Genomic DNA, 19227 nt, shown 5'->3' on the forward strand with positions numbered 1-19227 from the left:
TTGATCAACTACACCACGCTAGTGGCGATGGCTGAATCGTCGATCCCCGCCAAGGCAAGGAATCGATCGGTGTGAAGCGTCTCCTCATCAATCAGAGCTTCAACCAGACGATCCATCACATCCCTGCGGCTTTCCAACAAAGCCACCGCCTGGCGCAAAGCGTTCGTCGCCAGGCGACGCACCTGAAAGTCGATTTCGCGCCCCGTGCGTTCGCCATAGGCAGGACGCGAATGAATCAGATCCCTGCCAAGGAAAACCTCATTCCCGGCACCCTCGTAGGCCACCGGTCCCAGCTCCGAGAAACCAAACCGCGTGACCATTTCCCGAGCCAGCTGGCTGACCATCTGCAAATCTCCACTTGCTCCTTGGGTCACCTCGCCTGCACCGAACACGACGGTCTCTGCAGCACGACCACCGAGAGCCACCACAAGACGTGCCTCCAGAGAGGCCCTGCTGATGAGACCGGAATCGAGACGTTCGTCATCAGGCCAGAAGCGTGTGAATCCACCCACACCGCCGCTGCGAGGAAGCAACGTCACCTTGTCGACCCTGTCGGCATGGGGGGTCAAGGCAGCCACGAGGGCGTGGCCAATCTCGTGATACGCAATCAAACGCTTCTTGGCGCTGTCCTGCAGCGGAGCTGCTGTGAGCCCCATGGTGATGCGCTCCAATGCCGACTCGATCTGCGCTTGCCCGATCGAGGTTTGCTGCTGACGAGCCGTCAAAATGGCCGCTTCGTTGAGCAAGTTGGCCAGGTCGGCTCCGGAGAATCCGGGGGTGCGACGGGCCCAATCCTGAAGGCAGACATCCTCTGCCAAGGGGCGGGTCCGTGCATGAACCGAAAGGATGGCTTCACGCCCCCTGCGATCAGGAAGGTCGACATGAATGCGTCGATCAAACCGGCCTGGACGCATCAGGGCTGAATCGAGGACATCAGCACGATTCGTAGCGGCGAGAAGGATGACGCCGGAGTTGTCAGCGAATCCATCCATTTCTGTGAGCAGCTGGTTGAGGGTTTGCTCGCGCTCGTCGTTACCGCCACCGATTCCAGCTCCGCGTTGACGACCCACCGCATCAATCTCATCGATGAACACGATGCAGGGGGCTTTCTCCTTCGCCTTGCGGAAGAGATCGCGAACACGACTGGCACCAACACCGACAAACAATTCGACGAATTCCGACGCAGCCATTGAGAAGAAGGGAACCCCGGCCTCACCGGCGATTGCCTTGGCGAGCAGCGTCTTTCCAGTTCCGGGGGGGCCTACAAGCAGCACACCACGGGGAATAGTCGCTCCGAGTCGAATGAAGCTTTCGGGCTGACGCAAAAAGGTGACCACCTCCTGCAGCTCCTCCTTCGCCTCCTGAATGCCAGCGACGTCCTCGAAACGCACCACCACGTCATCCTGGGAGCGCACTCGCGCCTGACTCCTCCCAAACCCCATGGCGCGGTTCGCCACCTGAGCGGAACGACGCAACAGGAGGGAGAGGCCAATCACCACCAAAGCAATTAAGGCGAGGTTGCCCGCCAGCCCTGCCAGGGCCTGCTCACCGCGGATGTCTTTAACCGTTAAGGGAACTCCCGCCGACTCGGCAGTTCGCAAGACCTGTTGGACATTGGCAAAAACCGCCACCGTGGCCTGACGTCCGTCGTCGTAGCGAACGATGACCTCTCGCCGGGCCGGCACGAGCTGAAGCTCTTCAACATCACCAGCCTTGATCTGCTGGAGAAGCTCGCTGTAGGAGGGTGGGGGCTCCGGCTTGAAACGTGCCAGTGGATCAACACGCTGTGCGGGGTCCGATTGACCTGAACTCACGGCAACGCTGCATTGGCGGAAGCCTAGCGATTTGACGGAGGGACTCTCGGCAGGGGAAGATCGCTGTTTGGCAGAAATCGCCGGCGATGGCCGTACCCAAGAAAAAGACCTCAAAGAGCAAGCGCAATCAGCGTCACGCCGTTTGGAAAGCGAAAGCCGCCACAGCGGCCCAGCGAGCCCTGTCCATCGGCAAGTCCGTGCTCAGCGGCCGCGCACAGGGATTTGTCTATCCCGTGGACGAGAGCGATAGCGAAGCCTGATTTCAGGCACGAGTCAGTTCGAGTACCTCACGGGTGTCGTTGAGGTGCACGACGACGTTGGCATGCTCCAGGTGTTGGTACGACGCCTGGGGCATTGCTGTTTCGATCATGCGAACAAAGCTGTTGAGCGCAGGAGCGGGCAGTTGGACACCGGTGCGCCGGTGCATGGTCTCTTCCTGCTGACGTTTCCAGAGGCGGGTGGCCTCCACGTTTGAGGCCCGTAGATGCCAAAGGCCATCGAGTGACTCCCAAAAAGGGACATAGCGAGCCAAATGCTTCTGAACAAGAGGTTGGTAGTCCCGTTCGGCGGTAGTCAGTAGGGGGTCGTCACCCAGCTGGCTGCTGGGGCGAACGCCGACGAACCATCCCTCCAGAAGGCAAACCTGACCGCGCTGTTCGCGCCAGCCGCTGCGATCACCCTTGCCATGTCTCAACGATTTTTCAAAGCAGGGCGCACGCAGGAGACCGCTCGTTCGCCATGAATCCACCGCCCGCTGAAGAAGAGACAGATCATGGCTTCCCGGTAAAGCACGGGGCACGCGCCAGGGATTGCCAGCCATGACCCGATCAAGCTCCTCGCGTGGGTAATAGAAATCATCCAGAGAGATCACCACAATTGGAAGATCGATCACCTTCGCTGCAGCAGCAATCCAGCGGGTCAATGTGCTTTTTCCGCAGCCCGGTAGACCGCTCAGGCCGAACAACTGACGCTGAGGATGGTCCGCAGCCCCCTCAAGCGCTGTCAGTAACGGAAACCCCACAGTCCAGACAAAGGCATCCGTCACTGGGTGTCCCCAGGCCTCAAGGGCCAAAGAGGAGCCGCCGACATCTGCCCAGCGCGTGCGCCAAGCGCGGCTATCGCTGATCCCCAGGCTGTTCAGCACCGGCTCCAGGCCTGGCACGGAGAGAGGATCTGAACAGGGCGAGGGCTCAAGAACCAAGTTTGTAAGCCTCCAGCACCACGGCATAAACCACGCCAAGACGCAGGCTGTCGAGAGCGATCCAGGACAATGGCCAGGGATTGGCCTGCACACGACTGCGCAGACGCACCAGAAGCTCAAGCACCAGAACCAACACCAGGACCACCAAGGGCCGCTGACCAATCTTCTGGAGGTAGTAGGTGGTGAGGTTGCTGCCTAAAAAAAAGCCGATTAACAGGCAAAGCAAACCAAGGCTCCGTCGTCTCCAGGGCCCCACCAAACTCATGCTGAGCTGGGATCCGAGACGTTCCTCAAGCTGGGCGTAGCGGGTGCGCTGCCGAAGCATCAACGACTGCTCTGCACAAGACCGTTCACGTACTCCAGCGTGACAACCCCTCCAGGACAAGGGGGACCTGACAATTGCCGGGCCGGAAGGTCTGGTTCACCAAGGTGCAGCAGCGCTGCGGCGGCGGGAGGAACCTCCTCGTCAAGACGAGCAAGCAACTCATGCTCCCAGGGCGAAGGGGTCAGCAGACAAGGGAGACCTGCCGCTGTCGCCGCTTCGAGACCGGCCTGCGAATCCTCGATCGCCAACACGGATGAGGGATTGCAGCCGCTGATCGTCAGCGCCTTGAGATAAGGCTCTGGATCAGGTTTCGCTGATCGCACATCGTCGGCGGTGATCAAGCCATTGAAGGGATGTCGGCTGGCTCCAAAAAGGCCAATCAGGAGGGACTCAACGGACGATCGGCCGCTGCTGGTAACAATCCACTGGCTACATCCAGCCTCTGAAAAGGCTTCGATCAAGCGCTCAACTCCAGGACGGAGAGCGATCGCCCCCTCCTGACAACGTTGCCGATAGTGCTTTTGCTTCAGAGCCCGCAATCGATCGAGCTGGGCATTGGCCAGAGGGGTCCCCAATTGATCGGCATAGGCCGCCATGCGCTGACGTCCACCCGCGATGAGCAGCAGCTGTTCGTAGAGCGGCACATCCCAGATCCAGGGCAGTCCCTCTTCCGCAAACGCTGCATTGAAGGCTGGCCGATGACCATCCATCTCTGTGTCTGCCAGGGTTCCATCCACATCCCAGAAGACGGCTTCCAGAGCCAACACCACAAGACAGCCACCGCTGCAAACCAGCTTGAACCACAGCGCACAATGCACTCATCCGAACGCTGCAGCCGTGCCCCCCCCCTCCAGTCCATCGGCTTGGCAGCTCCCGCCGCCCTGTGGGAGAGATCCATTGAACGGGTTACCGCTGCCACTGGCCCTTCGGGCGGTGTTAGTTCGTCGAGGTCACGATCTCAATTCAGCGCAGGATCTGCTCAATGCCCCCGCGCTGCCTTCCACCACCCAGCACTTCCCCCAGCTGGAGGCAGCAGTGGCGCGGCTGACTCAGGCCTGCCTAAGGGGTGAATCCCTGGCGATCTGTGGGGACTATGACGCCGACGGCATGACCAGCACAGCCTTGCTGATCAGAGCGCTGTCCTCCCTCGGAGCCAAGCCACAACCAGCGATCCCCAGCCGGATGGACGATGGTTATGGCTTGAATGCAGGCATGGTGTCTGGCTTGCATGCGCAGGGCATCCGACTGCTGGTGACCGTCGATAACGGTGTTTCCGCCCAGGAAGCGCTCTCGCTTGCAGAGAAGCTCGGCATGGACGTGATCCTCACGGACCATCACACCCTGCCGGTTGAAGCCCCTCAAGCCCTGGCATTAATCCACCCCTCGACCACTCCTGAGGACTCGCCCTATCGGGGGCTTGCGGGGGTGGGCCTCGCCTACGTGCTCGCGCGAACCCTTGCCGAATCGCTGGGTCAACCGGATGCGATCGGCGCCGCCCGAGATCTCTTCTGTATTGGCACCATTGCCGACATGGCGCCGCTGACAGGTGCGAATCGCACCTGGCTCCGCGAAGGGCTTGGCCATCTGCATCGCAGCAGCTGCATCGGCCTTCGCGCTCTGCAGCAACTCTCCGGCCTGGAAGAACGCCCCCTCCGCGCCGACGACATTGGCTTTCAGCTCGCACCAAGGATCAATGCGGTCGGCAGGCTTGGAGATCCACGCCTCGTGGTGGAGCTACTCACCGAGGACGATCGTGACGCAGGCGTCGAGCTTGCTCGCCGCTGTGATGCTCTGAATCGACAACGGCGAGAGCTATGTGACGCGATCGAGGCGGAGGCGCTGGCCTTGCTCGAAGCCGATACCCAGGGACTCCCCCCCTTTGTCTTGCTCGCCCAGGGCCACTGGCATCACGGGGTCATCGGCATCGTGGCTTCCAGGTTGATGGAGCGTTATCGACGACCCGTCGCTTTACTTGCTGGCGATGGAGAAGGGCTTCTACGCGCTTCAGTGCGCTCCCCGGAGGGGTTTGCGGTCGATCGAGCCTTGCAGCAATGCGCCAATCACCTGGAACGGTTCGGAGGCCATCCAGCAGCGGCTGGGTTCAGCGTTCGCGCCGAGCATGTGCACGTCTTGCATGAACAACTCAATGGGCTTGCCGCGGAATGGCTGGACAGCCAGGGAAGTGCGCGAAGGATCCTCCCTGAAGCACTGCTGCCACTCGAGGGAATTACCAGAGCCTTCTGGCAGGAGCTTCAGACCTTGGAGCCCTTTGGGGTCGGCCATCCAGCGCCACTGTTCTGGGCAAGAGATTGTGAAGTCACCCGAGAGCAGACGCTCAGGGGAGGCCATAAGCGCTTGAGCCTGCAACAAGGGGATTCATGCCGCGAGGCGATCGCCTGGCGCTGGGACCCCCAGCAGCCGATTCCTCGACGGGTGGATGTCATCTTCCGCCTCTCGCTGAATCGCTGGCAGGGGGAAGAACGCCTTCAACTCGAGGTCGTGGCCTTAAGAGAGCACTTCAGCAGCATGGTGCTGCAGCGAGGGAATCAGCTCTACACCTGTCGGCGCCATGGGGATCGTGGCATGGAGCTGGTCAATCAGGCCGGTGACTGCCTCAAGGTCAACTGTCTTGACAACGGCGTGTTGGAAAGCGACGACATTCGCTCCAGCCACGCCTACGTTGCAGGCCTGCTTCAGGACGCCGCCATCGGCCTCGGTCTTCACCCATGAGTCTTGATACCCGCAGAAGCGAAGGGCTCTTTCCAGGTCTGATCGATTCGGGAGCCTCGGCCCTGCCCTCCCTGATTCGGCACTTTGTTGGGCTGATCCTTGTTGGCACTCTGATCGGCCTTGCCTGCCTGCCCCTCAACTGGATCGATCGACTGCAGCAGCTCCTCTACAACCAGCTCCCCACCCATTTCGAGTCCTGGACACCCCTGGGGCTCCTGATCGTCTTGTTGCCGATCCCCGTCATGCCAGCGCTTCTACTGCTGCAGCGGGGGCCATGGCGAGACGGTGCTGGCTCTGGCATCCCCTCCACCATGAATGGTCTTGAAGACCCATCCAAGCTGCCGCGAGCGATGGCAGCAGCGGGCACGGTGGAGAGAGGATTGCTCTGGTCGATTGCCACCGTGGCCATGTTCCCCCTGGGCCGAGAAGGCCCTGTGGTGCAGTTCGGGGCGGCTGTTGCCAGGGCGCTCCACCGTCGTCTTGGTGGCTGGCTTCCAAGCCTCACCGAACGACAGATGGTGGCGATCGGTGGAGGAGCCGGATTAGCCGGAGGCTTCAACACTCCCTTGCTGGGGGCGGTGTTCATGCTCGAGGAACTCACCGCCGATTACGCCATCGTGACGATTTGGCCCGCTCTGGTCATTTCCGTTGCGGCCGCGGGGTTTAGCCATTTCGGGGGGCAACCGATCTTCGGGCTAGGCGTGATCAATGTGATGACGCCAGAGGCGGAACAACTGATGATGGCCCTGCCGATCGGCATTGTCGGCGGACTCGTGGGTGGCTTGTTCAACCGAGGCCTCGTATGGTCCACAGGACGGCTGATGGGCGTAGTGCGCCGACAGCCGGTCAGGATTGGCCTGGCCCTTGGCTTGGGCCTGACTGGATTAGGGCTCCTGAGCTTTGGCACCAGCACTGCCGATGGGGAAGCCCTGATTCGCCAGCTGATTCATGAAGGCATGCCCAGCTTCGACCCTCAAGGAGGGGATCTGATCGCCGGTGTCACCAGTCTGTGGATCACCGTGACCCGTGTGGTGGCGCCGATGATCGCCCTGGCACCTGGAGTCCCTGGAGGACTGATCGACCCCTCACTCACCTTCGGAGCGATGCTGGGTTACACCGTGTGTGCCGTGTTGGGCATGAGCCAACATCTGGGAATTGCCCTGGGAATGGCCGCAGGGCTTTCCGGAGCGACCCAACTGCCGCTGGTTTCAATCGTTTTCGCCTGGAGATTGACAGGCGATCAGCAATTGTTCGCTGGGGTGGTGATGGCAGCGGTGATCGCCGCCTATGTCGGACGGCTGATCGCCCGAAAGCCTGTGTACCACGCCTTGGGGGAGCTTCAGAGAGCGCCGCGGCGATAGAAAAGGATGAAGATCACCGCCGGACCCGCCAGGGTGATCAGAGCCAGGGCAGCGAAATTGGCGATCAGGTGAAAATCGAGTCCCATGGGGTCGGCGCGGTGAACCGGAGCAATCGTCTCACCAGGCTACGGGGCCTTTGCCCTTTCGCTGTTCTAGAGGGCCTGTCACTGTGATGGCTTGTCACAGCAGCTGCTGATGTCGAAGCGCCAAGACACCTGGACCTGTATCCGGTTCTGCGGTGCCTGCTGCCGGCTGTCTCCTGATGATCGTCCGGAGGCCCTAGCGGCCTTATCAGAAGCGCAGCGAGCGTTGTATCTGGAGATGGCCGGCCCCGATGGTTGGTGCAAGCACTACGACACCGGTGCAAGGAGCTGCAGGATTTATGACGAGCGTCCAGATTTTTGCCGTGTCAGTAATCTTGCGGGCTTGTTTGACCTAGCGGCCGAAGAAGCGAATGACTTCGCGATCGCCTGCTGCCGCCAACAAATCCGCTCAGAGCATGGCGGCAACAGCCGCGAACTACGTAAGTTCAATCGCAGTCTGCGGCGATCGAATGGCTGAACTCCAGCGAGCTGAGGAGTCCAGCGGCTCCATGAGCTTCACCGCCGTGCTGCTCAGCACCTTCACCACGGTGTTTCTGGCGGAGCTTGGTGACAAAACCCAATTGGCGACTTTGCTTCTCTCTGCCCAATCGGGCCAGCCCTGGCTGGTGTTCCTCGGCGCGGCTATCGCACTGATCTGCTCGAGCCTGGTGGGAGTTTTGGTCGGTCGCTGGCTCTCGCAGGTGCTTCCACCTGAGCGACTCGAGCAGATGGCGGGCCTGTTGATGGTGGGTCTCGGACTCTGGCTGGGGGTCCAGGCCCTTCAATCGATGCTTCAAAACGCGAACAACTGATCAACCATGGATCTCACGCTCCTGATCTCCACCTTCGTGACCGTGTTTTTGGCGGAGCTTGGGGACAAGACGCAGTTAGCAACCGTTGCGATCAGTGGAACATCCAACAGGCCGTTGGCGGTGTTTCTCGGCTCGTCCTCAGCCCTTGTCGTGGCCAGTCTCATCGGCGCCATCGCCGGTGGGTCAATGGCCAATCTCATACCGGCTGATCTGCTTCAGCTGTTGGCATCCCTGGGTTTCCTCGTGATCGGTCTTCGGCTTCTATGGCCCCTCCTTGGCGGTTTTCCAGGCGGCCAAGAAGGGGCTGACCTAGCCCAGGACGTCGAGGATGGGGCTTCGCCTAAACTCTGATTTCACCCGGACAACGCTGCACCACTCTTGGAGAACTCCCCTTGGGAGATTCGTCCTTGAACGTTCCAGGGTGATCGTTCTCCCGGTCCTGAAGGCCGGCCAGCCCACTCTCCACGATGAAGTTCACGGTCGCTGATCTGCTCGACCAGGTCCCTGTTTCCGGTTCAGTTGAATCCGAAACACTCGAAAAGATCTTCCGACTGAGCAACCGTTCGGAAAAAGACACCCTGCAACTCGCCATTCAGGGGCTTAAAAAACTTGGTGTGATCACCTGTCCTAAGGAAGGCTCGATCCAGCGGACCGACAATCCGGACATGATCGAGGCCCGGCTGCGATGCAGCAGCAAAGGCTTTTGCTTTGCCATCCGTGATGACGGTGGTGAAGACATCTATATCCGCGACCACCAGCTCAATCACGCCTGGAATGGCGATCGGGTGCTGGTGAAAGTCACCCGCGAGGGTGGGCGTCGTCGCTCACCGGAGGGCGGGGTCCAGTGCATTCTCGAGCGCCAAACCACAAGTCTTCTCGCCCATCTCGACCAGCAGGAGAACAGGGTTGTTGCGCTGCCGCTTGATGACAGGCTTCTGGCCACGATTGAACTCGCTGAAGCGGGAGAGCACAGCGGCTCCCTGGTGGAAGTGAAGGTTGATCGCTACCCAGTGGCGCAATTTGCAGCCCGAGGTCATGTGGCGCGGCCGTTACCACTGGATGCAGGAGCCGCAGGTGATCGGGAGCTCCTGCTGACCAAGGCGAACCTGCATGAGAGACCGGAAGCACCTCGATCCAGTCTCAAGACTCCCAACGCCAAAAAACGCCAACAGCTCTGCGATCAATCCAGTCTTCTTCTGCGGAGCTGGAGCGGCGAAGGGGCCCCGGCACTCCCTGCGGTTCACGTCGAGCCCCACGAGGGAGGAAGCCGCCTGTGGGTCCATGCGCCCACCGTGGCCGAACGTCTCGCACCCGGACAGGCTCTTGATGCCTGGATCAAGGAGCGGGGGGAAGCCCTCTGCCTTGGAGAGATTTGGCAACCTCTGCTCAACCGGCCCCTCGACGAGGCCTGCCGTTTCACCGTCGGAGAAGAGCAGGATGCCATCACTCTCCGGCTCGACATCAATGCTGAGGGTGATGTGCGTGACTGGCTGTTCTGCCTCAGCCGGATCCGGCCCGTCGCCGAGATAACCCCAGCGCATCTCGAGGCTCTCGGCGCCCGAAAGCCAAAGGCCAGAACCGTGCCAGCAGCCCTCAAACCGATCAAAGACCAGATCGGTCAGCTGGAAACACTCCTGTTCTGCGCTCGCAGCCTGCAGGCTGAAGCCATCCGCAATGGAGTGCTGGAGCTGGACCTCGCGGCACCTGAGCTTGAAAGCCTGGGAGACCTGGGCCGTTCATGGCCCGATGCAGATCGTCAGCAATGGATCAGCCCTCTGAACGAACAAGATCCTCAGTCGATTCTGGCCGTTCTCGTCATGGCCGCCGATCACACCTGGTCACAGCACAGCCAGGATCTCCAGGTGAAAGCGCTGGAGCTGATGGCCCCGGAAGCGGAGGCCTCAGCACTCACGGATGTTGCCAAAGCGGCCGTGGCCCTGGAGCTTCCTCTGGAACTGGAGGAGGACGGAACACCATCTCCCGTGGAGCTGGCCCAGGCCATTGCATCCAGCCCCCAGCGACGTGTGCTCGACCGTCAGCTCTGCCAGGCTCTTCCCGCACCGCTCCTCGCGATCGACGCCACGGCAGAACCTGGGGAAGGAGGAGCCAATGACGACAGTGAGGTGACCGCCAGTGCTGAGACCGATAGGTCGAGCTCTACACCCAGACGAACGGCACCCTGGTGCTGCCCCACCTTGCACGCCGCTGATCTCATCAATCAGCAGTTGCTTTCAGCGCTGCTGCTGGAGGGTAAGGACCGGCCGAGCGTCCGACAGAAAGACAAGGTTGTCCTTGGCGAACGCGGCTGCGGTAGCAGGATCGAGTGGCCACTCTTCAGCCAATCTCAGAGCCAAAAAATTTCTGAGCTAGCGCCCCAGCGACTGCTGCAAAAGTTGAATGCCAGGCATCGTCAGGTGGCTGAATTGCGCCGGGATGTCGTCGCGATGGTGCAGGCGCGGCACTGTGAACCGATGGTGGGCCAGGAGCAGCTCGGAGTGATCAGCGGCGTGCAGAGCTACGGATTCTTTGTGGAGCTGCCACCCTCGATGATCGAGGGACTGGTCCATGTCAGTTCACTCAACGATGACTGGTACGAGTACCGCTCCAGGCAGAACCGACTCGTCGGTCGTCGCAATCGGCGCCGCTATCAACTCGGGGATGCCGTGACGGTGAAAATCATGAAAGTGGATGTGCTGCGCAACCAGATTGATCTCGAGGTCGTGGCGCGTGCCGATGACGCGGCGGAGGTCGTCTCCACAGCCCCTGGATCCGAGCAGGAAGCGTCGATTCCCGTCTTAGTGAATGAGCACTGAGGACAGCGAGCATGCCAGCCACCTCAGCCCCGAGCACCCAGCAAAGCGCTGATCACCCCTACGTGCTCGCGGTGACAGGGGCATCAGCCCAACCGCTTGCGGAAAGGGCGCTGCAACTGTTGCTGCAACGGGGGCGAAGCGTTCATCTCGTTCTCAGTCGTGGTGCCCATGAGGTGTGGAAAGCGGAGCGGGGTGAAAGCGTCCCACTCGATCCCGAACAGCAACAACAGTTCTGGCGCGATCGTCTTGACTGCCAGAGCGGGGCCCTTCAATGCCACCGATTCAATGACCAGGCAGCGAACATCGCTAGCGGCAGCTACCGCACACGGGGCATGGTGATCGTGCCCTGCAGCATGGGCACCGTCGGGCGCATTGCCGCGGGTGTGGCCACGGACCTGGTCGAGCGCTGCGCCGATGTGCACTTGAAGGAAGGCCGTCCCCTCGTGATTGCGCCAAGGGAGATGCCATGGAATCTGATTCATCTGCGCAACCTCACCAACCTTGCGGAAGCTGGTGCACGGATTGCCCCTCCGATCCCCGCCTGGTACACCCAGCCAAGAACCCTCGACGACATGGTCGATTTTCTGGTCGTTCGCCTCTTTGACGGTTTGGATGAAGATCTCGCACCAATCCAGCGCTGGACAGGGGATCAGCGATGACACCACTGCAGAGACTCCTCCTGGTTCCGTCTCTGACACCGTTGGTGGCACTGGCTCTTGTTGCCAGCCTGAACGGGCGCCAAAGCAGCTCCCTGCGCCTCCTGACCTGGCGATCGCCGGTGCTGCCCCTGGGCGCCTGGATCGCAATCGCGGCGGCGGGGGGCGCCCTCTTGAGCGGCGCTGGCGCCTTATTGCTCAGCACTCAGCAGAGACCCCTGCAACGCCATGTGCGTCGAGAACCGTTTTCAAGAGAACCCTGGGCTCCCTGGCCAGAGCCAAATCGTCGCGGTTCCGGCGACGTCGATGCCGAGCACAGGTCCCGTGAGCCCAACCCATCCAATGACTCCCCTCAGGTCTGGCCTGAACGGGATGTGCGCGACCCAGCACCCACCGTTGCCGTGCCCTATCGGGTGATCAAACGAGGGGAACAGCGTGGACCAACGGCTGCACCGGCTGCTGCGACCACTGCTGCAAAAGCAGCCGCTACAACTGCCAGCTCCATGGGCACGGGACACGACGACTGGTCGAGCCAGGTCAACGATGACTGGTGAGGGCCGCCTTGCACTGATTACAGTTCCGCCAGCGATAACGGACCCGTGAGCGAAACACCTCAGGCAGACAAAGCCCTGGAGAACCAAGCTGACGGAACTAGTCCGGCTCAGGCGGATCAGTCCGCTGCCGCCAAAAAGGACAAGCCGGCCAAACCCCCGAAGCTGGAAGACAAGCCCTTCACGAGCTTCATTCAGGACGATTTGATCCCGGGCTTGCTGAAGGGCCTCCAGAGCCATGGCATCACGCCCGAAAGCCTGGAACTCGTCCAGGGTGAACGGCCTGTTGTGGGTGGTGAGTGTTGGATGGTGACGGGGAGCCTGCCGCCGGGACGGCGCTTCTGGCTCTGCTTCAACGACGATTCGATCAATGCCGGCAAAACCATTGCCCTGGCTGACCCGGGCACCGAACCCAGCCTCCTGGAGTCGTTTCTGATTGATGAAAAGCGCATGAGCCTCCCGCTGCTGCTCTCACGCCTTCTGCAGCGCCTCAACGGACAGAAGTGGCTGGGAGGCAACTGAGCCGTTACATCAACCATCGGAGGCAGGGCGGCGACACCTACGATGGATCTCACCAAGACTGAGATCCGATGGTGCCTCCCACCGCCGTAACGGAAGCTGCGGCCAACGCCGGCTCGTCCGTTGCCGTGAAGGACCCCGTGAAGGACACGATCCTCACGCCACGCTTTTACACCACGGATTTCGAGGCCATGGCCGCCATGGACCTCCGCCCTAATGAGGCGGAGCTCGAGGCGATCTGCGAGGAATTCCGCAAGGATTACAACCGCCATCATTTCGTTCGCAATGGCGAATTTGACGGCGCAGCCGACAAACTCGATCCACAAACTCGCGAAGTCTTCGTTGAGTTTCTGGAGCAGAGCTGCACCTCTGAATTTTCTGGATTCCTGCTCTACAAGGAACTCAGCCGTCGCATCAAGAACCGCAACCCATTGCTCGCCGAGTGCTTCGCGCACATGGCCCGCGACGAAGCCCGCCATGCTGGCTTCTTGAACAAGGCGATGAGCGATTTCGGCTTACAGCTCGACCTCGGCTTCCTGACTGCCAACAAGAAATACACGTTCTTCAAACCGAAGTTCATCTTTTACGCCACTTATCTGTCCGAGAAGATTGGCTACTGGCGTTACATCACGATCTTCCGCCACCTGGAACAGAATCCAGACAGCAAGATTTTCCCGATCTTCAACTTCTTCGAGAATTGGTGCCAGGACGAAAACCGTCATGGCGATTTCTTCGACGCCCTGATGAAGGCCCAGCCCGACACCGTGCGTGGCTTGACCGCCAGGCTGTGGTGCCGCTTCTTCCTACTGGCCGTCTTCGCGACGATGTACGTGCGCGACGTTGCCCGTAAGGAGTTTTATGAGGCCCTTGGTCTTGATGCGCGCGACTACGACCGGGTGGTGATTGACAAGACCAATGAGACTTCGGCGCGGGTGTTCCCAGTGGTTCTTGATGTCAAGAATCCCCGCTTCTGGGAAGGCCTGGAGCGATTGGTGCAAAACAACGCTGCCCTGAGCGCTGCCGACGAGAGTCAAGCTCCAGCCCCGATCAAGCTGATCCGCAAGCTTCCTTACTGGGTGGGCAACGGTCTCGAGATGGCCACGCTCTTCCTGATGAAACCCGTGCGCAGCAAGGCGCTCCAGCCGGCCGTTCGCTGAGATCAGTCGGCGTTCTAGGGGAATCGGGGTCACCACGACCTTTCCGCTTCCCCATAATTGAAAGCTGATGCAGACGAGGGGCTTGGTCGCTTCCCATCCCGCTCATGTTCAGGCAACTGGCTTGGACCCCACACTGACTCCCTGGCGAGACAAACTGGAACAACTCCTCGGTCTTGGCCGGCGAGCGGGAGCTGACCTCGTGGAGGTGTTTCTCGAAACCACCGACCACCTCAACCTGCTTGCGGAACAGGACCGAATCACCAGCGTGAGCCCTGCCTTCTCGATGGGTGCCGGTCTGCGCGTGTTTCGCGGAGACCGCGATGGGTTCGTCAGCACCAATGACCTCAGTGAGTCGGGTCTCCTCAAGGCACTCGAGCAGGCCCTGGCCATGCTCGGCTTGGATCTCAGCTCAGCATCGAAAGCCCACCTCTCCAACTTCAGCGGTCTCGGAGAGTTCCGCGATTTCTCCGTCGGCAAGACCGACTGGTTAGGACGCGCACCAGACCTTGATCTCTGTACGCAAAGACTCCTCGATGGCACGGCGGTTCTGCAGCGCCTTGGCCAGCACCTAGAGGTCCGCCGCGGCAGTTACGCCCGTGACTGGCAGGAGGTGCTCGTGGCAGCCAGCGATGGAACGTTCGCCAGAGATATTCGTCTTCATCAATCCTCTGGCCTCAGTGTGTTGGCGGCTGACGGTGATCACCGCGCCAGCATCGGACGCCGCTACGGATCAACCGATCGTCCCGATGATCTCCAGAGCTGGGATCTTGAGGCATCAGCAGCTGATGTCTGCCAGAGCGCTTCAACCATGCTGCGAGCCGACTACGTGGATGGCGGACAAATGCCCGTGGTGCTCGCCAACCGTTTCGGTGGGGTGATCTTCCATGAAGCCTGCGGGCACCTACTGGAGACCACTCAGGTGGAGAGAGGCACCACACCGTTCGCGGATCGAATCGGGGAAACCATCGCCCATCCGGCTGTTACCGCCATTGATGAAGGCCTGAGCCAAGGCGCGTTTGGTTCCATTGCGATGGACGATGAAGGGATGGAATCTCAGCGCACGGTTCTGATCGAAAACGGTGTGCTGCAAAGGTTCCTGAGTGATCGCGCCGGAGAATTGCGAACTGGTCATCCCCGCACCGGTAGCGGACGACGCCAGAACCACGGTTTTGCAGCCGCCAGTCGCATGCGCAACACCTACATCGCGGCAGGCCCGCACAGCCCGGAAGAGCTGATCAGCTCGACCGACAAAGGGCTTTATTGCAAATCCATGGGAGGCGGGAGTGTCGGCCCCACCGGCCAATTCAACTTCTCAGTGGAGGAGGGCTACCTGATCGAAAATGGAACCCTTGGCAGGCCCGTGAAGGGGGCCACCTTGATCGGTGAAGCGAAAGAGGTGATGCCAAGGATCTCCATGTGTGCAGACGACCTGGATCTGGCTGCTGGCTTCTGCGGCTCAGTGAGTGGAAGCGTTTTTGTCACGGTGGGGCAGCCCCACATCAAGGTGGATTCGATCACCGTGGGAGGCCGCTGATCATGAGCAACGCCATCGATACCGCCGCCCTGCGCGACCACCTTCAGTCCTTTGCCCAGCGAGAGGGAATCCGCCAGTGGGACCTCGGGGCGAGCCGGAGCACCAGCGCTTCGGTTCAGGTGGATCGCGGAGAAGCCAAACAGATGAAGGCGTCCCAACGCAGCTCGATCACCGTGCGTGTCTGGAACGACAAGGGGCTGGTGGGCATAACCAGCAGCACCGACCTCTCTGCCTCTGGACTGGAGCGGGCACTCCAGGGAGCACGCCGAGCTAGTGACTACGGCAACAGTGAGGACATCCCAGCGTTTTCACCCCTGGCCAAAGCCCCAACGCCGGAGCTCCACCGCCCCTTGCAACCAGCCCAAGGGATTCAGACCCTTCTGAACACGCTCAAGGACGCCGAGCATCAGTTACTTGAACGCCACGCAGCCATCGAGACCGTTCCTTACAACGGACTCAGCGAGGGCTGCAGTGAGCGGATCTATCTGAACAGCGATGGTGCCCTGCGGCAGATGCAGCGTAGCCAGGCGAGTCTTTACCTCTATGCAAGGGCGGAGGAAACCGGCCGCAAGCCCCGTAGCGGCGGAGCTGTCCGACTGGCGCTCGGTAGTGATCAGCTGGATGTGCAGGGCTGTATCAACGAAGCCGCAGAACGCACCATCAGCCATCTCGGTTACCAACCGATCGACACGGGTCGGTATCTGGTGTGCTTCACACCGGAGGCATTTCTGGACCTGCTCGGAGCCTTCAGCAGCATGGTGAATGCCCGCGCAGTGCTTGATGGTGTGAGCCTGAGCCGTGAGAACTCAATCGGGGATCAAGTCGCCGTTCCTTTTTTCACCCTTCACGACAACGGGCTGCATCCTGATCACATCGGAGCAGCCCCTTTCGATGGGGAGGGAACACCCACACGCAAGCTCTGCCTGATTCAGGACGGTGCACTGGTGAATTTCCTGCATTCCGAGGCAACGGCGCGTCATTTCGGCGTTGAGCCGACTGGCCATGCCGGGTTGGGTGCCAAGGTCTCGGTTGGCCCGGACTGGTTTGAGGTGGGGACCAGTGAGGGCACCAGCAGTGGAACCACGCATCTGCATCACGCCCAGAGCAACGAGACCTTCGTCTTAATCGAAAGCCTCAGTGCTCTCCACGCTGGGGTCAAGGCCAGTCAGGGAGCGTTCTCACTGCCCTTCGACGGTTGGCTCGTTCGAGGGGGAGAACGCATCTCCGTCGAGGCGGCCACCGTCGCCGGAGACTTCAGAGACGTGCTGCAGGGCATCGTGCATCTGGAGGAAGCGATCGTGACCCACCAGGGTGTCTGCCCACATGTTTGGGTCGACGGACTGGCCATCACCGGCGAGGCTTAAGGGGACTCAAGCGGTGAAGATCCTCTACTGGGGCACGCCGAACTACGCCGTGCCCACCCTTGATGCGCTGGTGGATGCAGGTCACACCGTCGTTGGCGTCGTGAGCCAACCGGATCGTCGTCGTGGTCGTGGCAAACAGCTGATGCCTTCACCGGTAAAGGCAAGGGCCCAGGCGCTGAAGCTGCCGGTGTACACGCCGGAACGCATCCGCAACGACCTGGAATGCCAGCAGCAGCTGGCAGCCCTCGGCGCTGATGTCTATGTGGTGGTGGCCTTCGGTCAGATTCTTCCCCCTGCGATCCTGCAGCAGCCGCCCCTGGGCTGCTGGAACGGCCATGGTTCCCTCCTGCCCCGCTGGCGTGGGGCAGGACCGATTCAGTGGAGCCTGATCGAGGGCGATCTGGAAACCGGCGTGGGTGTGATGGCCATGGAAGAAGGCCTGGACACAGGCCCTGTGCTGCTAGAGCGACGCTGTGCCATAGGAATTCTGGACAACGCCGAGCGACTGGCTGATCGGCTCAGCCGACTGACGGCGGAGCTGATTGTGGAAGCCTTACCCAAGATTGAGGCCGCTGGCCCAGGCAGCGAATCAGAGCGATGGCTACGGCTTGGAGTTCAGGTCCAGGGCGAGATGGGCATGACCTACGCACGCATGCTCAACAAAGAGGATGCACAGATCGACTGGACAACATCAGCCTTAGCCATCCATAGGCGGGTGATGGGGCTTTATCCCAACGCCGTGACCCGCTGGCAGGGGCAGCGACTGAAACTGCTGTCCACAGAACCGCTGATCGATCGCCTCAAAGACCAGTTATCGGATCAAGCCCGGGCCCTGGTGGGTCGTTGGCCCACAGGAGAGCAGGAGCCCGGCACGGTGCTGGCCTGTTGCCCCAATCTTGGTCTTGTCGTCAGCAGCAGCGGCTGCCCGCTGCTGATTCGAGAAGCCCAACTGGAAGGGAAGGGCCGGAGCAGCGGCCAGGCCTTGCTGCAACAACTGCAGGCATCAGCCGGACAAAAACTGGGAAACGGACCGACTTAAAGGCACGGTTTCGTTACGATTCAGAGACTTATACGTGCCTCTTATCCCCGACGGGCGCGGCCTCCTGTTCCAGCTCGAGGCCCTCGAGAAGCCCGGCCATTGGACATCGATGACCTGGGCCGACGGCCTCGACCTCCACTGAGGTCCAACGGGGGAGCACTCAGCACGGTGGGCTCGAAGCCAGGCACCTCGACCCTGGAGAGAGACTCGCCGGTCAAGCGTTCGATGGCCCTCAGCAGAAGGGCCTCTTCAGCAGAAACCAAGGAGATTGCATGGCCACGTTCGCCAGCCCGGCCCGTGCGGCCGATCCGATGCACGTAATCCTCAGCCACATTGGGAAGGTCGAGATTCACCACATGGGGGAGTTGCTGAATATCAATGCCCCTGGCGGCGATATCGGTAGCCACCAGGACACGCACCGTGCCGTCCTTGAAGCCCTGCAGGGCTCGGGTACGGGCACCCTGGCTCTTGTTGCCGTGAATCGCCGCTGCCATGAGCCCCTCATGACTCAGTCGTTCAGCCACCCGGTTGGCACCGTGTTTGGTGCGTGAAAACACCAGCACTTGTTGCCAGTCATTGGTCTGAATCAGATGACTTAGCAATTCAGCCTTGCGGCCCATGTCACAGGGATGCACCACCTGCTCCACGGAACGAGCCGTCTGATTGGCGGGCGTGACCTGGATCTGAACCGGCTGGTGCAGCAGACCCGTAGCGAGTTTGCGGATCGGAGGACTGAAGGTCGCCGAGAACAACAAGGTCTGACGGCGCTCAGGAAGCTTGGAAATCACACGCCGGATGTCGTGAATGAAGCCCATATCGAGCATCCGATCGGCTTCATCGAGCACGAGACATTCCACCTGGTCGAACCGAACAGCCCCCTGCTGATGAAGGTCGAGCAGGCGACCTGGCGTGGCAATCAGCACATCCACACCCTGGGCCAGGCGCTGAATCTGAGGATTGATCTTCACCCCCCCGAACACCACATCACTGCGCAAGGGCAAGTGACGGCTGTACAGACGAACGTTCTCGAGGACCTGGGCGGCCAGTTCGCGGGTGGGGGTCAGCACGAGAGCGCGGATCTGACGACGGCCGGCCCGAGCTCCATGACTGAGGCGTTCAAGCACGGGCAAGGTGAAGCCCGCGGTCTTACCGGTGCCTGTTTGCGCTGCCGCCATCACATCGCGACCACCGATCACCGCAGGAATCGCCTGGGCTTGCACCGGCGATGGTGTCGAGTACCCCTTCTCCTTGAGCGCTCGCAGCAGGGG

20 protein-coding genes are annotated in these 19227 nt (G+C 60.9%); 14 read left to right on the forward strand and 6 right to left on the reverse strand.

What is annotated here, in order from left to right; all coding sequences use genetic code 11:
• Positions 1-8 precede the first annotated feature (8 nt).
• Entirely contained in the window at positions 9-1814 is a 1806-nt protein-coding gene (gene ftsH / locus CWE16_RS05835; protein WP_131593722.1) for an ATP-dependent zinc metalloprotease FtsH, read from the reverse strand.
• 86 nt (positions 1815-1900) lie between these two features.
• On the opposite strand from ftsH, the gene rpmF reads away from it, so the two are divergent.
• Positions 1901-2074, forward strand: a complete 174-nt coding sequence (rpmF, locus tag CWE16_RS05840) for a 50S ribosomal protein L32 (RefSeq protein ID WP_131457455.1) — start codon at positions 1901-1903, stop codon at positions 2072-2074.
• A 2-nt stretch (positions 2075-2076) separates the two neighbouring features.
• Here rpmF and CWE16_RS05845 read toward each other — a convergent pair whose 3' ends face one another.
• The 3 genes from CWE16_RS05845 to CWE16_RS05855 are packed head-to-tail and all read right to left on the reverse strand — an operon-like array spanning position 2077 to position 4158.
• Positions 2077-3015: a hypothetical protein gene (locus tag CWE16_RS05845; protein WP_131593724.1), complete on the reverse strand. Its 939-nt coding sequence runs from the start codon at positions 3013-3015 to the stop codon at positions 2077-2079.
• Complete coding sequence (locus CWE16_RS05850; RefSeq protein ID WP_131593726.1) at positions 3005-3340, reverse strand: DUF565 domain-containing protein; 336 nt, start codon at positions 3338-3340, stop codon at positions 3005-3007. Before CWE16_RS05850 ends, CWE16_RS05845 begins: the two co-directional genes overlap by 11 nt.
• A complete protein-coding gene (locus tag CWE16_RS05855) occupies positions 3340-4158 on the reverse strand; it encodes an HAD-IA family hydrolase (RefSeq protein WP_269088335.1) in 819 nt (272 codons plus the stop codon). The genes CWE16_RS05850 and CWE16_RS05855 overlap by 1 nt, the downstream gene beginning before the upstream one ends.
• Positions 4159-4177: 19 nt before the next feature.
• On the opposite strand from CWE16_RS05855, the gene recJ reads away from it, so the two are divergent.
• Positions 4178-6070: a single-stranded-DNA-specific exonuclease RecJ gene (gene recJ, locus CWE16_RS05860; RefSeq protein WP_131593728.1), complete on the forward strand. Its 1893-nt coding sequence runs from the start codon at positions 4178-4180 to the stop codon at positions 6068-6070.
• Positions 6067-7431 carry a chloride channel protein gene (locus CWE16_RS05865; protein ID WP_131593730.1) on the forward strand — a complete coding sequence of 455 codons (1365 nt, stop codon included), beginning with the start codon at positions 6067-6069 and terminating at the stop codon, positions 7429-7431. The genes recJ and CWE16_RS05865 overlap by 4 nt, the downstream gene beginning before the upstream one ends.
• Here the strand turns inward: CWE16_RS05865 and psb30 are convergent.
• Entirely contained in the window at positions 7410-7517 is a 108-nt protein-coding gene (gene psb30 / locus CWE16_RS05870) for a photosystem II reaction center protein Ycf12/Psb30 (RefSeq protein ID WP_074159310.1), read from the reverse strand. The two genes, CWE16_RS05865 and psb30, sit on opposite strands and share 22 nt — an antisense overlap.
• 109 nt (positions 7518-7626) lie before the next feature.
• Between psb30 and CWE16_RS05875 the strand changes: the two genes are divergently transcribed.
• From CWE16_RS05875 to fmt, 11 genes are all read left to right on the forward strand, one after another.
• Positions 7627-7992 (forward strand): YkgJ family cysteine cluster protein, encoded by a 366-nt coding sequence (locus CWE16_RS05875; RefSeq protein WP_131593732.1) that lies wholly within the window; start codon positions 7627-7629, stop codon positions 7990-7992.
• Complete coding sequence (locus CWE16_RS05880; protein WP_236629602.1) at positions 7985-8326, forward strand: TMEM165/GDT1 family protein; 342 nt, start codon at positions 7985-7987, stop codon at positions 8324-8326. Before CWE16_RS05875 ends, CWE16_RS05880 begins: the two co-directional genes overlap by 8 nt.
• 6 nt (positions 8327-8332) lie before the next feature.
• Entirely contained in the window at positions 8333-8677 is a 345-nt protein-coding gene (locus CWE16_RS05885) for a TMEM165/GDT1 family protein (protein ID WP_131593734.1), read from the forward strand.
• Positions 8678-8793: 116 nt separating this feature from the next.
• A complete protein-coding gene (locus CWE16_RS05890; RefSeq protein WP_131593736.1) occupies positions 8794-11139 on the forward strand; it encodes an RNB domain-containing ribonuclease in 2346 nt (781 codons plus the stop codon).
• 11 nt (positions 11140-11150) lie between these two features.
• Complete coding sequence (locus CWE16_RS05895; protein ID WP_131593738.1) at positions 11151-11798, forward strand: flavin prenyltransferase UbiX; 648 nt, start codon at positions 11151-11153, stop codon at positions 11796-11798.
• Entirely contained in the window at positions 11795-12349 is a 555-nt protein-coding gene (locus CWE16_RS05900; protein WP_161567572.1) for a hypothetical protein, read from the forward strand. Before CWE16_RS05895 ends, CWE16_RS05900 begins: the two co-directional genes overlap by 4 nt.
• A gap of 45 nt (positions 12350-12394) precedes the next feature.
• A complete protein-coding gene (locus CWE16_RS05905) occupies positions 12395-12868 on the forward strand; it encodes a DUF2996 domain-containing protein (RefSeq protein WP_443081608.1) in 474 nt (157 codons plus the stop codon).
• Positions 12869-12936: 68 nt separating this feature from the next.
• Positions 12937-14022, forward strand: coding sequence for a magnesium-protoporphyrin IX monomethyl ester (oxidative) cyclase (gene acsF, locus CWE16_RS05910; RefSeq protein WP_131593742.1), 1086 nt, complete (start codon positions 12937-12939; stop codon positions 14020-14022).
• A 67-nt stretch (positions 14023-14089) separates the two neighbouring features.
• Positions 14090-15556, forward strand: coding sequence for a TldD/PmbA family protein (locus CWE16_RS05915; RefSeq protein WP_131593744.1), 1467 nt, complete (start codon positions 14090-14092; stop codon positions 15554-15556).
• A gap of 2 nt (positions 15557-15558) precedes the next feature.
• The gene (locus tag CWE16_RS05920; protein ID WP_131593746.1) at positions 15559-16920 is read left to right on the forward strand and encodes a TldD/PmbA family protein; all 1362 of its coding nucleotides are present in this window, start codon (positions 15559-15561) and stop codon (positions 16918-16920) included.
• A gap of 13 nt (positions 16921-16933) precedes the next feature.
• Positions 16934-17959 carry a methionyl-tRNA formyltransferase gene (gene fmt, locus CWE16_RS05925; protein WP_131593748.1) on the forward strand — a complete coding sequence of 342 codons (1026 nt, stop codon included), beginning with the start codon at positions 16934-16936 and terminating at the stop codon, positions 17957-17959.
• Between the two features lie 41 nt (positions 17960-18000).
• On the opposite strand, the gene CWE16_RS05930 is transcribed toward fmt, so the two are convergent.
• Complete coding sequence (locus CWE16_RS05930; protein ID WP_131594125.1) at positions 18001-19224, reverse strand: DEAD/DEAH box helicase; 1224 nt, start codon at positions 19222-19224, stop codon at positions 18001-18003.
• Between the last annotated feature and the right edge of the window lie 3 nt (positions 19225-19227).

It is taken from the genome of Synechococcus sp. BS55D, from assembly GCF_004332415.1.
Classification (GTDB): Bacteria; Cyanobacteriota; Cyanobacteriia; order PCC-6307; family Cyanobiaceae; genus Synechococcus_C.

Bases quoted from the DNA above. Each gene is read 5' to 3' on its own strand.
- CWE16_RS05885 (WP_131593734.1), top strand. From the start codon at position 8,333: ATGGATCTCACGCTCCTGATCTCCACCTTCGTGACCGTGTTTTTGGCG.
- CWE16_RS05880 (WP_236629602.1), top strand. From the start codon at position 7,985: ATGGCTGAACTCCAGCGAGCTGAGGAGTCCAGCGGCTCCATGAGCTTC.
- CWE16_RS05900 (WP_161567572.1), top strand. From the start codon at position 11,795: ATGACACCACTGCAGAGACTCCTCCTGGTTCCGTCTCTGACACCGTTG.
- acsF (WP_131593742.1), top strand. From the start codon at position 12,937: ATGGTGCCTCCCACCGCCGTAACGGAAGCTGCGGCCAACGCCGGCTCG.
- CWE16_RS05895 (WP_131593738.1), top strand. From the start codon at position 11,151: ATGCCAGCCACCTCAGCCCCGAGCACCCAGCAAAGCGCTGATCACCCC.
- CWE16_RS05920 (WP_131593746.1), top strand. From the start codon at position 15,559: ATGAGCAACGCCATCGATACCGCCGCCCTGCGCGACCACCTTCAGTCC.
- CWE16_RS05915 (WP_131593744.1), top strand. From the start codon at position 14,090: ATGCAGACGAGGGGCTTGGTCGCTTCCCATCCCGCTCATGTTCAGGCA.
- CWE16_RS05890 (WP_131593736.1), top strand. From the start codon at position 8,794: ATGAAGTTCACGGTCGCTGATCTGCTCGACCAGGTCCCTGTTTCCGGT.
- psb30 (WP_074159310.1), bottom strand. From the start codon at position 7,517: ATGGGACTCGATTTTCACCTGATCGCCAATTTCGCTGCCCTGGCTCTG.
- CWE16_RS05865 (WP_131593730.1), top strand. From the start codon at position 6,067: ATGAGTCTTGATACCCGCAGAAGCGAAGGGCTCTTTCCAGGTCTGATC.
- CWE16_RS05850 (WP_131593726.1), bottom strand. From the start codon at position 3,340: ATGCTTCGGCAGCGCACCCGCTACGCCCAGCTTGAGGAACGTCTCGGA.
- CWE16_RS05875 (WP_131593732.1), top strand. From the start codon at position 7,627: ATGTCGAAGCGCCAAGACACCTGGACCTGTATCCGGTTCTGCGGTGCC.
- rpmF (WP_131457455.1), top strand. From the start codon at position 1,901: ATGGCCGTACCCAAGAAAAAGACCTCAAAGAGCAAGCGCAATCAGCGT.